The 15368-nt window shown below is 31.2% G+C and carries 12 protein-coding genes; 1 reads left to right on the forward strand and 11 read right to left on the reverse strand.

Annotated elements, in window-relative coordinates; translation table 11 throughout:
* Nucleotides 1–41: 41 nt before the first annotated feature.
* The 11 genes from BV55_RS0101810 to BV55_RS0101860 all read right to left on the reverse strand — a co-directional run bounded on the left by BV55_RS0101810 (nucleotide 42) and on the right by BV55_RS0101860 (nucleotide 13164).
* The gene (locus tag BV55_RS0101810) at nucleotides 42–482 is read right to left on the reverse strand and encodes a YaiI/YqxD family protein (RefSeq protein ID WP_029451000.1); all 441 of its coding nucleotides are present in this window, start codon (nucleotides 480–482) and stop codon (nucleotides 42–44) included.
* Nucleotides 482–1837, reverse strand: a complete 1356-nt coding sequence (locus tag BV55_RS0101815; RefSeq protein WP_029451001.1) for a glucose-6-phosphate isomerase — start codon at nucleotides 1835–1837, stop codon at nucleotides 482–484. The genes BV55_RS0101810 and BV55_RS0101815 overlap by 1 nt, the downstream gene beginning before the upstream one ends.
* Nucleotides 1838–1992: 155 nt before the next feature.
* A complete protein-coding gene (locus BV55_RS0101820) occupies nucleotides 1993–2208 on the reverse strand; it encodes a hypothetical protein (protein ID WP_029451002.1) in 216 nt (71 codons plus the stop codon).
* A 135-nt stretch (nucleotides 2209–2343) separates the two neighbouring features.
* A complete protein-coding gene (locus BV55_RS0101825; protein ID WP_029451003.1) occupies nucleotides 2344–3312 on the reverse strand; it encodes an ABC transporter ATP-binding protein in 969 nt (322 codons plus the stop codon).
* The gene (locus BV55_RS0101830) at nucleotides 3313–4290 is read right to left on the reverse strand and encodes an ABC transporter ATP-binding protein (protein WP_029451004.1); all 978 of its coding nucleotides are present in this window, start codon (nucleotides 4288–4290) and stop codon (nucleotides 3313–3315) included.
* Between the two features lie 13 nt (nucleotides 4291–4303).
* Nucleotides 4304–5227: an oligopeptide ABC transporter permease gene (gene opp4C / locus BV55_RS0101835; protein ID WP_157469585.1), complete on the reverse strand. Its 924-nt coding sequence runs from the start codon at nucleotides 5225–5227 to the stop codon at nucleotides 4304–4306.
* A gap of 11 nt (nucleotides 5228–5238) precedes the next feature.
* Entirely contained in the window at nucleotides 5239–6201 is a 963-nt protein-coding gene (locus BV55_RS0101840; protein WP_029451006.1) for an ABC transporter permease, read from the reverse strand.
* Nucleotides 6202–6270: 69 nt separating this feature from the next.
* Nucleotides 6271–7995, reverse strand: a complete 1725-nt coding sequence (locus BV55_RS0101845; protein ID WP_029451008.1) for an ABC transporter substrate-binding protein — start codon at nucleotides 7993–7995, stop codon at nucleotides 6271–6273.
* A gap of 824 nt (nucleotides 7996–8819) precedes the next feature.
* Nucleotides 8820–11657: a hydrophobe/amphiphile efflux-3 (HAE3) family transporter gene (locus tag BV55_RS15010; RefSeq protein WP_051652365.1), complete on the reverse strand. Its 2838-nt coding sequence runs from the start codon at nucleotides 11655–11657 to the stop codon at nucleotides 8820–8822.
* A 17-nt stretch (nucleotides 11658–11674) separates the two neighbouring features.
* Nucleotides 11675–12220: a TetR/AcrR family transcriptional regulator gene (locus BV55_RS15015; protein ID WP_051652366.1), complete on the reverse strand. Its 546-nt coding sequence runs from the start codon at nucleotides 12218–12220 to the stop codon at nucleotides 11675–11677.
* A 284-nt stretch (nucleotides 12221–12504) separates the two neighbouring features.
* A complete protein-coding gene (locus BV55_RS0101860) occupies nucleotides 12505–13164 on the reverse strand; it encodes a TVP38/TMEM64 family protein (RefSeq protein WP_216119213.1) in 660 nt (219 codons plus the stop codon).
* A gap of 284 nt (nucleotides 13165–13448) precedes the next feature.
* Here BV55_RS0101860 and BV55_RS0101865 point away from each other — a divergent pair, with 284 nt between their 5' ends.
* Complete coding sequence (locus BV55_RS0101865) at nucleotides 13449–15317, forward strand: heavy metal translocating P-type ATPase (protein ID WP_029451015.1); 1869 nt, start codon at nucleotides 13449–13451, stop codon at nucleotides 15315–15317.
* The last annotated feature ends 51 nt before the right edge of the window (nucleotides 15318–15368 follow it).

Consider the following 15368-nt stretch of genomic DNA (forward strand, 5'->3'; position numbering starts at 1 on the left):
TTTTCTTTAAAACCCTTATATTATATTTATAAATTTTATTTTCATTTCATAAACTCTTTAACAATAGTTATAATACTATTATAAAGCCTTACGTCATCTTCTTCCAGTCTCTTCTTTGGACCTTTAGTCTTACCTCCAGATCTTCTTATCTTTTGAGATATATGTCTTTCAAAAAGCAGTCTATCTATATTTTTTTCAGTAAACACATATCCTTTTGGAGATACAGCATAAGCATTTTTACCTATAACCATAGAGGCCACACCAAAGTCCCCTGTTACAACTATATCTTCGCTTTTTACATGGTTAAATATAGCCATGTCTACACTTTGAAATCCACTGTCCATATATATAACATTACTATAATCACTTGTTATATGATGATTTAAATCACAAAATATATCCATCTCTATTGAAAGCTCTTTTGCAGCCTTCTCTATTATATCTCTAGACGGACAGGAGTCTCCATCCACAATAATCCTCATTAATCTTCCAATCTCTTTTCAAGTTCATCCTTTAAATCTTCAAACCCAGGTTTTCCTAGTAAAGCGAACATATTTTTCTTATAAGCTTCCACACCTGGCTGATTGAAGGGATTAATTCCTAATATATATCCACTTATGGCACAAGCCTTCTCAAAGAAATAAACCATGTATCCAAAGTTAAATGGAGATATTTCAGAAATATTTATTATTATATTAGGTACTCCTCCATCACTATGGGCTAAAAGGGTTCCTTGAAATGCCTTATTATTAACAAAGTTCATGGTTTTTCCTGCTAAAAAATTTAATCCATCTATATCTTCTTTGTTCTTTTCTATAATTATTTCTTTTCTTGGTTTTTCTACATTTAATACAGTTTCAAATAAGTTTCTTCTGCCATCTTGAATGTATTGTCCCATAGAATGTAAGTCTGTGGAAAAGTCTACTGCTGCTGGGAATATACCTTTATTATCTTTACCTTCACTTTCCCCATATAGCTGTTTCCACCACTCTGAAAAATAATGAAGAGATGGTTCATAATTCACCATAATTTCTATGTTTTTTTCTTTTCTATAAAGAAGATTTCTAACTGCTGCATATTGATAACAATTGTTTTTCTTTAAGTCATCATGGGCAAAGTCTTCCATAGCCTTTTCTGAGCCCTTCATAATACTATCTATGTCTACTCCAGAGGTTGCAATAGGCAGTAGCCCTACAGCAGTTAAGACAGAAAATCTACCGCCTACATTATCAGGTATAACAAAAGTTTCATACCCTTCTTTGTCTGATAAAGATTTAAGTGCACCTTTTTCTTTATCTGTGGTAGCAAATATCCTTTTTCTTGCTTCTTCTTTTCCGTATTTCTTTTCTAAAAGATCTTTAAATATTCTAAATGCAATAGCTGGTTCTGTGGTGGTTCCTGATTTTGAAATTATATTTATAGAAATATCCTTATCTTTTATAGCTTCTAAAAGATCTATCATATATGTAGAGCTTATATTGTTACCCACAAAAAATATAGCTGGGGAATTTCTTTGATCATTATTTAAGATGTTATAAAAACTATGATTTAACATTTCAATAGCAGCTCTAGCACCAAGGTAGGATCCTCCAATGCCTATTACTAATAAAACTTCTGAATTCTTTCTAATCTTTTTAGCAGCTTCTTTTATTCTCTTAAACTCTTCTTTATCATAATTTACCGGAAGGTCAAGCCATCCTAAAAATTCTGACCCAAGACCTGTGGCATTATGAAGTGTTTTATGTGCAAGCTGTACTTCATTTTCTATAGCCTCTATTTCTTTATCTTCTATGTAATCTTTAATATTTTTTAAATCTAAACTTAGCGGTTTATTCATAAATTTCACTCCTAGCTTTATTAATACTCTTCTTATAATAAATTCTACCATTTACTTAATTTTTATTCTATCTAAACAGTAAATCTTATTATTACTAAAAATAAAAAAACTAGAATTTTAAAATTAAAATTTCTAGTTTATACACATTAAAAATATTATCTCATAAGCCTTGTTATTAAGAAAAGTAATACTCCAAAAATAGCACTTGATATTAATGCTATAGGGATTAATATTGAGTACTGTGCTAAAATTATTGCCCATATATCCTTCGCTGAAATCTTTTCCTGCTTTATCTTTGGTTCATTTTCTAGTTTTTCGTCAGGCCTAAAAGTAAGTCCCTCAAGACCTTCTTGATTATTATTTAAAAACATCTCAATTCCTCCTAAGAGTTAAATTTATATTAATATTATCACAATATATAATTAAATACTACATAATATTAAAGTATTAAAATTTTTAAAAAGCATCTATGGATTTAAACCATAGATGCTCTAAAATCTTATATGTTATTTTACAAGGTGACAAGCAACAAAATGCTCATCTCCCACATTTTTAAATTCAGGAATTTCTTTACTGCATACGTCCATAGCATAAGGACATCTTGTATGGAACTTACATCCAGATGGTGGATTTGCAGGACTTGGAATATCCCCTTTTAATATTATTCTATCTCTTCTTAATGTAGGGTCTGGTATAGGTACCGCTGAAAGCAGTGCCTGAGTATATGGGTGAAGAGGATTTTCATATAATTTAGTTTTAGGAGCAACCTCTATTAAGGATCCTAAATACATAACTCCAACTTTATGAGATATATGTTTAACAACACTTAAGTCATGAGATATAAATAAATATGAGAAACCGTTCTTCTCTTGTGAGTCCATCATTAAGTTTATTATTTGTGATTGTATTGAAACGTCAAGAGCTGATACTGGCTCATCTGCAACTATAAACTCAGGATTCATTATAAGTGCTCTTGCTATACCAATTCTTTGTCTTTGTCCCCCTGAAAATTCATGAGGATATCTTCTTATATGATAAGGAGCAAGTCCACAAATCTTTAAAGTTTCTACCACCTTGTCACTAATTTCTGATTTTGAACAAAGACCATGTTGAAGCATAGCCTCACCAACTATATCTCCTATAGTCATTCTTGGATTTAAGGAGCTATAAGGATCTTGGAATATAATCTGCATTTTAGGTCTTAACCCTCTCATTTCCTTTTTTGTAAGCTCATTAAGGTCTTTATTTTCAAATATAACTTTTCCATCAGTTTTTTCTAATAACCTAAGGATAGTTCTACCTGTAGTACTTTTTCCACATCCTGATTCACCAACTAGTCCGAATGTTTCACCTTTTTTAATTTCAAAAGAAACATTATCTACTGCCTTTACCTGTCCAACTGTTTTCGAAAATACTCCTGCTTTAATAGGGAAATACTTTTTTAGGTTTTCAACCTTTAAAATTGTTTCTGACATCTATTTCTCCTCCTCATAAAGCCAACATGCTACTTTATGTCCTGGCTCGATTTCAACTAATGGTGGAATCTTCTTTCTGCATATGTCCATTGCTTTTTCACATCTCTCACAGAAGTAACAGTTATCCGGCATTCCAATAGGATTAGGAACTTGTCCTGGTATAGAATATAATCTTTTATCTTCTTGATTCAAAGCTGGCTTTGATTTTAAAAGTCCTGTAGTATATGGATGCATAGGTTTTGCAAATAAAGTTTTAACATCAGCTTCCTCTACTACTTTTCCAGCATACATAACTACAACATAATCTGCCATTTCAGCTATAACCCCAAGGTCATGTGTTATAAGCATTATTGAGGTATTTAACTTTTCTTTTATATTTCTCATAAGATCTAATATTTGAGCTTGAATTGTAACGTCAAGAGCTGTAGTTGGCTCATCAGCAATAAGTAACTTTGGATTACAAGATAATGCCATAGCTATCATTACTCTTTGCCTCATACCACCACTAAGTTCATGTGGGTATGAATCTACAATCTTTTCAGCTCTTGGAATACCAACAAGCTTTACCATTTCAATAGCTTTTTGTCTCGCTTCTTCTTTGCTCAACTTTTGATGAAGTATAACTGCTTCAGATATTTGAAAGCCTACAGTGAATACAGGGTTTAAAGAGGTCATAGGTTCTTGGAATATAACAGACATTTTATTGCCTCTTATTTCTCTCATTTCTGCCTCACTTAAAGCTAGTATGCTCTTTCCTTCAAACAATATGTCTCCACTTACTATCTTTCCTGGAGGGCTTGGAATAAGTCTCATCAAGGACATTGAAGTAACTGACTTACCACATCCTGATTCACCAACTATTCCTACAGTTTCTCCCTCTCTTATTTTAAAGCTAACATCGTTAACCGCTTTAACTACGCCATCTTCTGTATAAAAATAAGTTTTTAAATTCTTAAACTCTACTAAATCTTTGGCCATCACTATCACCTCTCTATTTCTTTAACTTAGGATCTATTGCGTCTCTTAAACCATCACCAAATAAATTTATAGCCATAACTGTCAGGAATATAGCAACTCCTGGTGGCATCCAAAGCCAAGGTCTATATTGAATATTATACATATCATAAACTGACTGTATCATATTACCCCAAGATGCTGTTGGTGGTTGAACCCCAAGTCCTAAGAAACTTAGTGTTGACTCTGATAGAATCGCTCCTCCTAAACTAAGAGTAGCAGTTACTATAATTACAGGTATTGTATTTGGTAAAAGATGCTTGAACATCTTTCTTGAATCAGTAAGCCCTAAAGCTTCTGCAGCTTCCATATATTCTTGTTCTCTAAGAGATAATATTTGCCCTCTTACCATACGACAAAGTCCTGGCCAGCTTAGAATACCTATAACTGCCATAACAACGAATATCCTTCTTTCAGGTCTTATACCAAGATCTGAAAGTATAGCTGCAAGCACTATTAGAATTGGTAACGTTGGTACACTCATAAATATATCCACTATTCTCATTATAATAGTGTCTACTATTCCACCATAATAACCCGCTACTGCTCCTAATATACTTCCTATCACCACTTGAATAATAACAGATGCTATACCAACAAACAAAGATATTCTCCCTGCTGATAGCGTCCTTGCAAATATATCTCTTCCAAGCATATCAGTACCAAACCAGTACTTAGAAGAGGGTTTTAAAAATCCATCTGTATAGTTTACTTTGTTTGGATCTTGTGTGAAGAAAGGTCCAAATACACAGACTACAACCATAGCTACTAGTATAAATAACCCTGCCATAGCAAGCTTGTTTTTTCTTAATCTTTTCCATATAGTTTTAAAAGGAGTTTCAATCTCTTCCTTTCTTTCAACTACTGGTATATTATTATCTTTTTTAATATTCTCTGGCATTTCCCCACCCCCTACTTAAGTCTGATTCTTGGGTCTACTATTGCATATGTAATATCTGCAATTAAATTACCCACTAAGGTTAGTATAGCTAAAAGCATTTCAAATCCCATCAATAATTGATAGTCCCTTCCATTAATAGCATCTATTGCAACCTTACCTATTCCAGGCCAAACAAATATTTGTTCTGTTATAATAGCTCCACCAAATAAACTTGGAAGATAAAATCCTAATATAGTTATAACTGGTATTAAACCATTTCTAAGAGCATGCTTATAAACAACTACCTTTTCAGTAAGTCCTTTAGATCTAGCTGTTCTTACATAGTCCTGTCTTATAACTTCAAGCATACTTGTCCTCGTATATCTCATAAGTGATGCAACGCTTCCTAAAGATAAAACTATAAACGGTAAGAACATATGATGCATAACATCTAAAATATGCCCTCCTGCTGTCTGGGATATTCCAAGTGACGTCATTCCAGACACTGGGAATAATCTTAAATCTACCGCAAACCATTTTATAAGTAACATACCAAAGAAAAATGACGGTATTGAAATTCCTATTAATGCAAATACCGTAAAGAACATATCAAATCCCGAGTATTGTTTAGTAGCTGAAATTACTCCTAGTGGTACCGCAATTATTACACTTACTATAAATGAAGACATAGATAGGTAAAATGAGTTCCAAACATAGGTGTTAATTACAGCTTTAACCGGTCTCTTGTGTTGTACTGAGTTTCCAAAGTCAAATTTTATAGCTTTAGAAGCCCAATTTATGTACCTCTTTGGTATACTTCCCTCTAACCCGTATAATTTCCTTAACTCTTGTTGTTTTTCCTCACTCATTTTAGGATTTTGAATATGATCTACAGCATCCCCTGGTGCCAAGGCAAATACTGTAAATAAAATTATAGATACCCCTATTATTACAGGTATCATTTGTAGAAGCCTTCTCAATATATATTGCCTCATTTTTATCCCCCATTCTAAATAATATATCCTAAATGTGCCCGGTAATACTCCGGGCACATAATAGTTTAATTATTGCTCTATCTCGTACTTAGCTAAATCAGTAGTGAATTCTCTATAAGGAGATACATCTACATTTTTAATTCTTGAGTTAACAACCCACATATCTCTTCTTTGATAAACGAAGATATATGGAAGATCTTTATTTAACTCTTTATACATATCTTGGTATATCTTATCCCTATCAGCTTGGTTAGTAGCCTTAAGTCCCTTTGTTAAGAACTCATCTACTTTTGCATTAGAGTATCCAATTTTGTTTTGTGATCCACCAGTTTTAAATATAGTACTTGAATCTGGATCTGGAGTTAAACCCCAAGCCATAAAGTACATATCGTAATCCCCATCTTCTTGTTTTGTTTTAGTTCTTATTGTATCAAAATCCATTTGCTCCGCCTTAAAATCTATACCAACCTCTTTAAAGTCGCCCACCGCAATATTTAGTAAAGCGTCATTAACCTCATTTGGTGTAGATGCCAAGAATTTAAGAGAAAGCTTCTTTCCATCCTTTTCTCTTATTCCATCTGAACCTTTTTTCCAGCCTGCTTCATCTAATAATGAATTTGCTTTTTCTTTATCAAATTCATATTTTTCAACATCATCTGTGTAAGCAGATGAAACCCTTGTTTGAGGGATATTTATAACGTCTGCATATCCTTTATAAACTGTATCTGTAATAGCCTTTCTATTTAATGCATAAGCTATGGCTTGACGTACTTTTACATCTTTTAAAGCTTCTTTTCTATGATTAAACGCTACATATCCGTATCCATTTGTTGGGTATATATGTTGATCTAAGAATCCTTTAGTTTTAATTTGAGATACGTTCTCAGTGCTAACTGTTAATGCATTTATATCAACTTCACCAGTCTCTAATAGCTGCATTGCAGTATTTTTATTTGTAACTTTATATATTAGGTTAGGAATTTTAGCCTTTCCTTTATAATAATTTTCATTAGCTTCTAAAGTTATGCTTTGTCCTTCTTTATATTCCTTTAATTTATATGGGCCTGAGAATAATTCTGGAGTTCTGTGCACAGATTGAAGCTTGTCTGCCTCCCCCTGTTTATAGTGTTTTCCGTAGAATTCCTTAGGTATTGGTTGAAAATTCCCAATATCATATATTGCAGATACGTTAACTTCTTCTAATGTAACCTTAAGAGTTTTAGCATCAACTTTTTCTAAACCTTCAATTTTATCTGAAGTTCCATCATGATATGCAGCCCATCCTTTTATCTTTAAAGAACTATAGTCTGATGGTCCATCATATGCTTTATCTGACTTAACAAAGAAGGAAAATTCTAAGTCATCAGTTGTAATTGGAGTACCGTCACTCCATTTAACTCCATCTTTTAAAGTTATTGTATAAGTTAATCCATCTTCTGAAAGTTTAACTGATCCTAGCCCATCTTCTAATTTTCCATCATGTTTAATATCTGCTATATATGCAAACATAGCGTCAGCTACATATCTATCATATACACTTTCATAATATGCTGGATTAAATACTCCCTCTGGTTTATCTATACCTATTACTATAGTATCTTTTCTATTTTTAGCTGCCTCTGGATTCTTTGAAGCATCCTCGGCCTTTATAACTTCAGTTGCCTTATTATTTAAGTCACCTTCTGGCTTTTTTGCATCATCGCCTTGTTCTGGAGCCTTATTACCACAAGCTGTTAATGTTATAGCTAAAGTAGCTACTCCAGCAACTGTAGTAAGAAGTTTATTTCTTTTCATAAACGTTCCCCCTCTTAATTTTTTTAATTTTCTTATATTTAAATAACACTGTACCTTTAAGTTTCCCCGTAAATTTTGTTTTAGGTACAATGAATTTATCTTGATATAGAACTACATTATATTTAATAATAAAAACATATGAAAGATTCTGATAAATGAAATTGAAACAAAGCCTATATAAATAAGTTTATTAGTAAATTACTGTTCTTTTACTTACTTTATTAATGTTTTGTTAATTTGATAAAATACTGAATTGATTAATGTAAAGGATATCCTTTATCTGAAGTTATGAATAATTCTTAAACTGTTAACATTTAATTAGATAAATATATATTATCATATATCAAATTCTCTGTCAATTTTATTATTTACATAATATTATTAAAATAACTCACTTAATATAGTATATATTTATTTGAAGATTCATAAGTCGACTTTTATTTCATATTAACTTTGTGTTAAAAATATTTATATCATAATATTAATATGATGTAAAGTGTATTTCATTATTATTTTTATTATACATTTTAATATATTTATGAATCTTAAAATTCATTTATGAGAATGTTTTAATTAGTTAAAATACTATATGTTGTTCTTTAATTGATTTTATATACTTATTATATTATATAATGAATGTTTTTTCTCTTTATTATATAAAAAAAGAAGTTCTTATTTTATAATAAGAACTTCTTTTTTTAAAATTAAATTTAATAATTTTATCTTCTATTCAGTTTTCATGCTTATGTTTACACTATGTTAATACTTTTGTGATTAATTATTGATTTATACTAATTTAATAGTTTAATATTTACTGATAATTTTTAAACATTTTTCATTTCCTCTTTGTTTAAAATAAATCTATCTAATAGCATTATAATTGGTGGTAATACTATAAATGTACTAAGTAAAGCTAATGTAATGTTTATAACAGTCATTAACCCAAAGTCTCTTAGAATTATAAATCTAGAAGCCATTAGTACTGAAAATCCACCTACTGTAGTAAGTCCTGATGCCACAATAGCATTTCCTATCATAGTGACAGTTGTTATCATAGATTCTAATTTATCTTTTCCTGATTTTCTTTCTTCCATATATCTTTCAAGTAGCATAACTGTCATCTCTGTGCCCATACCCAAAACCAATGCTCCTAGAGTTGCTGTAATCGGCGTGTACTTAATGCCTATCAGATACATTAAGCCACTGGACATTCCTATTATTAACGCCACTGGAATTATTGGAATTAATGCCTTAATAAGGTTTTTATATGTTAGAAGAAGGGATAAAAACACCAGTACCAAACCTATAATTGTCATCTTAACTCTTCCCGCTGTCAACCCATTTACCATTTCCACATCTAAAACACTCTTTCCGGTAATTTGAATTTGCATAGTTGTATCACTGGAGTCGTCTTTCAGCTGCTTTGTAAAGTCTTGTAATCTTTCAGTTGATAAATGTTTTATATTTAAAAGTATTACAGATTCCGTTTTATCATCATTTATAAACATGCTTACCTGTTGCTTTGGCAAAGTATCCACTATATTTATATAGTTTTCATAACTTAAGTTATTTTCCGATGAAATATTGTTAACTAATGTATCTATAGATTTTACTCCTACTACAATATCACCATACTTATCTTCAATATTCTTTGTCTTTTCTTGTATCCAACCGATGTTTTCCTCAGTTAATATATTACTATCTTTAATATAGATAGCCATTTGGTCTGTTGAACCTACCTTATCTCTAATAGAATGTATATCTCTCAAAGCCTCCATATTTTGTGGCATAAAGGTCTCAATATCTGTTTCCACCCCCACATTTTTGTCGACTAAAAATCCTGTGAATGATAAAGCTATTACAATAATCAATATTGGGATTGAAAATCTTATTACTATCTTTGTAGAATTTTTTAATATACTATCTAATAGCGTTTCCTTTTCTACGATTTCCTTTTTACTAGACTCCGTATTAATTTCATATTTTTTATTGATCTTTTGCCTCAAATTCAATATAGGCATAAGTAAGAATATACTTCCTAAAAAGCTTATTATTACTCCTATAGTTAACATCTTACCAAATTCCTGAATCATAGGTACTGGTGAAGCATATAAGGATATAAACCCTAGTACTGTAGCAAAGACAGCTACAGCTACTGGTTTTCCCATTTGATTCATTGTTCTTTTTACTGACTTTTCTTCTTCATATCTATTATGGAATTGTATGGAGTAATCAATACCTAGTCCTATTAATATAGGGAAAACTGCCATGGATACCATGGTGATAGGTACACTCAAAATTCCCATAAATCCCAAAGTTGTTATTACAGATACCAAAATAATGCCTAAGCTAAGTATCCTCCACTTAACTTTAAATACAAGGGCAAGGACGATAAACATTATTAAGACTGCTAATACAACCATAACCTTCATATTAGATTTCATCTCAGTTCGAAGTGAAGAATCTAGCACTGGTTTTCCAGATACAACATAAGAAAGATTCTTAAACCCTTCATTTTCTAATACTGTGGTTAAATCTTTAACTACTTGATCCTTATATTCATCTCCCAGGTTCCCCTTGAGCTTTACAACCATTAAACTACTTTCATCATCTATAACTACATCAGAAAACATTAATCTGATTTTATTGTTTTCATCATATAATATACTGTCTAATTGTGATTGGTCCCCAGGTATATCAGCTATCATCATATTGCTTTTAGTATGAAATATCTTAAGCCCTTTAGACACATCTCCAAGTTTCTCTCCCATAACAACAAAGCCTTCAGCCATTTCTTTTAACTCAACTGGAGAAATTCCACCTGTTAAACCTTCTTTCATAGATGAGGTCTCTTTTGTTAACTTGTCACTAACATTTGTTAGTGCTTTAGAAGTATTTGTAGTTCCATCTTGAACATTAGTTGTTTTTTCTCCCATGGTCCTAATACCTTTAGAGCTTGCACTTATATTCTCTGATATAGCCATTAATTTCACTTTTAGTGTTACATTTTCACCCGTTAACTCACTTAGTTCTTTTAGTTGGTTAGATGCTATGCCTAATCCATCCGCTGCAGTAAACAGTCCCCCTTGAATCTGTTTTGCACCTTCTGTAAGGTTATCTTGACCTGCAATAAGCTTATTAAATGCTTCTGTGGAATCAGATAGCCCATTTAACTTTTCTTCTATTTCTTTTGGATCCTTTATATCCTTTGAATTAAGTTCATTCCCAAGGTCTATCATCTTAGAACTCATCTCATCTAAACCATCACTCAATGTAAGTACCTGATTTTTTATTTCAATACTTTGCCTTTGAGTCATTTGATGAACTATACTTGCTGGACTCATAAAAGAAAAGATATCTTCTTCATATTTAAATCTTTGCTCTACATCCCACATCTTTTGCAGATTTTCATATGATAATAAATTTCCTTTTGCATGATCTGTAAAAAGAACTAGAATTGCATCCCCACCAAATGAATTTTCCATTTGCTTATTTGATATATATACTTCATTATCATTTTTAACCAAGGTATCGTTTCCTGTTGCCATTCTAACATTTGACACGCCAGCAATTAATATTGCAAATAGTGCTATTGTAACTAATAGTGTCTTAACAGACCATTTCTCTATTAAATTACCTATCCATTTAAATAACTTATTCATACAAGTCACACCCTGCCTTATTTATTAGTTTCTTTTAATATAATAGACACAACTTTACTAACATAATTTTTAATGTTTTCTTCATCCATTTCAGGCATATATAAAAATGATAATATTGACCCCATTAATATTCTTAAGATAAAACCTTTATCATTTATAGATACACCTATTTGAGTAAGCATACTTTCAAGAATCTGTAGTATTTTACTCATAAAGTTTTCACTACCTAGTTCCTCTAAAAGCGGTGCTTCTGTAAGTATTAATTTAACTGTTTTGTAGTTATTTGATATCAAACTAATCCTTTCATATAATATATATTCTAATTTTTCTTCAGCATTTAATTCTTTTGAAGCATTTATCGTTTCTTCTAAAGTACTAAATAGAATAGGCTTAATGCCTTCTAAAAATATTTCCTGTTTAGATGAAAAGTATCTAAACAATGTCACCTCCGCTATATTCGCTGCTTTTGCTATTTCCAAAGTGGTACTTCCATTAAAGCCCTTCTCAGTAAATACCGTCATGGCTGCATCTAATATTTGTTTTCTTCTATCTTCTTTATTCATTTTCTTTAGCACCTCCTTATTTTTCATGATTGTTACTAATGTTAGTAAGTACTTACCTATATTCATATTATGGTATACAACTTATATTGTCAAGTCTAAAATAAAACAAAAGCCTACACCTCATTTTAAATGAGGATTATAGGCTTTCTATTTTGTATAGACAAATTAGAATCATACAAAATTTACATTTTATAAATCACTTAATATATTACACTAACCCTGTTTACTCATATTATTCTTAATTTTTATAAAATCACTAGTCTATTTTAGATGTTTTTAACTCTTTATTTGTTTATATCTTTGTTTTTCCAATAAATAACCACAGTAAATATAAAAACTAATATTGAAATTAAAATTGCTACTTTAAATCCTTTGCTCCCTGGTTGATTAATATTAGCTCCTATTAAAGTTTTAGCTAACATCATTGGAGTCTTAGCCAGTACAGAAGATATAATAAATGCTTTATAATCTGTATTCAATGAACCTAAGACTATACTACTTACGTCATTAGGTATAAACCCTAATATCTTTACAATAAATACAAAAGCCCACTGGTTTTTTACTTTGATATCATTTACTTTATTAATTTTAGGGTATTTGGACATTAATTTATCTACTACATCTTTTCCAGAAAACTTTCCTATATAATAAGGAATAGTCATACTAACAAACAATCCTATTAGATTTACTATAATAGCCCAATACCAAGAAAATATGATGCTTGAACTAATATAAAGAAGTGTAAGAGGGATAACTACAGAAATTGATTTTATTGCGAAAAAAGATACCATTATAACTCCTGCTAAAAAATAATTAGATGGCGTATAATTTAAAATATCATTAACTGATAATTCTCTAAAGTTAAATGCAAAATATACAAAGAATATCCCCATAAAAATTAAGGGAAGATAACGTAGCTTTTCCAATAATTTTGTTTTCTTCATTGGTTTCAAATGTACCACTCCTATCTCTTAAAATTATCCCATCATAATATTATTTAAGTGTATATACTAATTTTATCTTAAATCTAATAAATACGCTACACCTATACCTATATATTACCTACTCCTTCCTCATTCCCAATATAAATTAAGATATATTAAGGTGAACCCGTTTTAATAAAGTTTACAAAAAGATAAAAAGAGATTTTAAAACTTGATAGCTATCAAGTTTTTTTCTTTTGGAAAGCAATATAATACTGTCAAGAATAAGAGAGAGGAGAATCGTAATGCAAAAATATATTTTGAGAAAGAAAAATCAAATTGTGTTAATAAATGGTTTTTTACTTTTAGTAGCTCTGGTAGGCCACTTTATTCTACAAAACTCGTATATAGTAATCAGTTCATTAGTAATTGCCTCCGTTATATGTGTTTTGCCTATTGCAATACAAGCATATAGGGCACTGAAGGTTCATGTAGTGAGCATTGATTTATTGGTTACTATTGCAGTATTTGGAGCGTTTTTGATTCAAAACTATGAAGAATCAGCTATTGTCACATTTTTATTTCTGTTTGGAGCTTATTTAGAGCAACGAACATTGAATCAAACAAGATCAGCCATTAAAGAACTAATAGCTATGGCACCTGAAAATGCATTGCTTCAATTAAACGATGGTAGTTTTAAAGAGGTTGATGTGGATGAAGTGGAGGAAGGGGATATTCTACTGGTTAAAACTGGGGCAAAGGTTCCTGTTGATGGTACTGTTTTAAGTGGAGATGGCTATATTAATGAAGCAAGCATCACAGGTGAATCTGTTCCTTTAACAAAAGTAAAAGGGAGTGAAGTATTCGCAGGTTCGATTTTAGAAAATGGAACGCTAAAAATTCGAGCAGATAAAGTTGGAGAAGATACAACCTTCGGGAAAATTATTGAATTAGTAGAAGAAGCACAAGACTCAAAATCTGAGGCAGAACGTTTTATTGATGGATTTTCTAAATACTATACACCTATTGTTCTTGCACTAGCAATTCTTGTATGGGTGATTACTCGTAATCTTGAACTCTCTATTACCATTTTAGTATTAGGGTGTCCAGGTGCTTTGGTCATAGGAGTTCCCGTTTCAAATGTTTCAGGCATCGGAAATGGTGCTAAAAATGGAATTTTACTAAAAGGTAGTGAAGTAGTTAACAGTTTCAGTGGCGTAGATACAATTGTATTTGACAAAACAGGAACGTTAACAATGGGGAGTCCAAAAGTCGCAGAACAATCAATTTATGGAACAGAATCAAAAGATCCTTTTCGTTATCTAGCTAACATTGAAAAAGAATCGGATCATCCTTTGGCAAAAGCTATCTTGGAAAGTATTGGTGAGGTTCCTCCAAGTCCTGTGACCAATACTGAGGTTATAAAAGGTGGTGGTATCATTGCAACCATTGAGGGGCATCGAGTTATTGTTGGAAATGTAACGTTGATAAAAAATGAAGGAATATTATTAAATCCACAAGTAGTAAATGATATTGCTACCTTTGAAAAAAATGGTGATTCACTAGTCTTAACAGCCATAGATGATGAATTAAAACTTTTGCTTGGAATTCGTGATCAAATTCGTACAGGTGTAAACGAAGATTTAAAAAAACTTAAAGTCATGGGTGTAAAAAATCTTATAGTTCTTTCTGGGGATAATCAAGGAACAGTGAATTTAGTCGCAACACAGTTAGGTCTAACAGAGGCACATGGAAATATGCTTCCAGAAGATAAATCCGCTTATATTGATCAATTACAAAAACAAGGTCAAATTGTTGCCTTTGTTGGAGATGGTGTAAATGATAGTCCTTCCCTAGCTTTAGCAGATGTCGGCATTGCAATGGGGAATGGAACTGATGTTGCTATTGAAACCTCTGATATTGTTTTGATGAACTCTAATTTCAGTCTACTACCGCATGCACTAGGTTTAAGTAAAGCCACTGCAAGAAACATGAAAGAAAATATTGTGATTGCTATTGGTGTGGTTATTATTTTATTGTTAAGTTTAATTTTCAGTCAATGGATGAACATGACAATCGGTATGCTTGTCCATGAATTAAGTATCTTAGTGGTTATTTTAAACGGTATGCGCTTATTAAAGTATTCACTAAAAGATAATTTGATAAAAACTTGATAGATATCAAGTTTTTATCATAGTAAATTGTCTATACTATAAATATCAAAA

Source organism: Clostridium algidicarnis, from assembly GCF_000703125.1.
GTDB lineage: Bacteria > Bacillota > Clostridia > Clostridiales > Clostridiaceae > Clostridium_L > Clostridium_L algidicarnis.

Bases quoted from the DNA above. Each gene is read 5' to 3' on its own strand.
- BV55_RS0101820 (WP_029451002.1), bottom strand. From the start codon at position 2,208: ATGTTTTTAAATAATAATCAAGAAGGTCTTGAGGGACTTACTTTTAGG.
- BV55_RS0101810 (WP_029451000.1), bottom strand. From the start codon at position 482: ATGAGGATTATTGTGGATGGAGACTCCTGTCCGTCTAGAGATATAATA.
- BV55_RS0101860 (WP_216119213.1), bottom strand. From the start codon at position 13,164: ATGAAGAAAACAAAATTATTGGAAAAGCTACGTTATCTTCCCTTAATT.
- BV55_RS0101815 (WP_029451001.1), bottom strand. From the start codon at position 1,837: ATGAATAAACCGCTAAGTTTAGATTTAAAAAATATTAAAGATTACATA.
- opp4C (WP_157469585.1), bottom strand. From the start codon at position 5,227: ATGCCAGAGAATATTAAAAAAGATAATAATATACCAGTAGTTGAAAGA.
- BV55_RS0101840 (WP_029451006.1), bottom strand. From the start codon at position 6,201: ATGAGGCAATATATATTGAGAAGGCTTCTACAAATGATACCTGTAATA.
- BV55_RS15010 (WP_051652365.1), bottom strand. From the start codon at position 11,657: ATGAATAAGTTATTTAAATGGATAGGTAATTTAATAGAGAAATGGTCT.
- BV55_RS0101845 (WP_029451008.1), bottom strand. From the start codon at position 7,995: ATGAAAAGAAATAAACTTCTTACTACAGTTGCTGGAGTAGCTACTTTA.
- BV55_RS0101830 (WP_029451004.1), bottom strand. From the start codon at position 4,290: ATGGCCAAAGATTTAGTAGAGTTTAAGAATTTAAAAACTTATTTTTAT.
- BV55_RS15015 (WP_051652366.1), bottom strand. From the start codon at position 12,220: ATGAATAAAGAAGATAGAAGAAAACAAATATTAGATGCAGCCATGACG.
- BV55_RS0101865 (WP_029451015.1), top strand. From the start codon at position 13,449: ATGCAAAAATATATTTTGAGAAAGAAAAATCAAATTGTGTTAATAAAT.
- BV55_RS0101825 (WP_029451003.1), bottom strand. From the start codon at position 3,312: ATGTCAGAAACAATTTTAAAGGTTGAAAACCTAAAAAAGTATTTCCCT.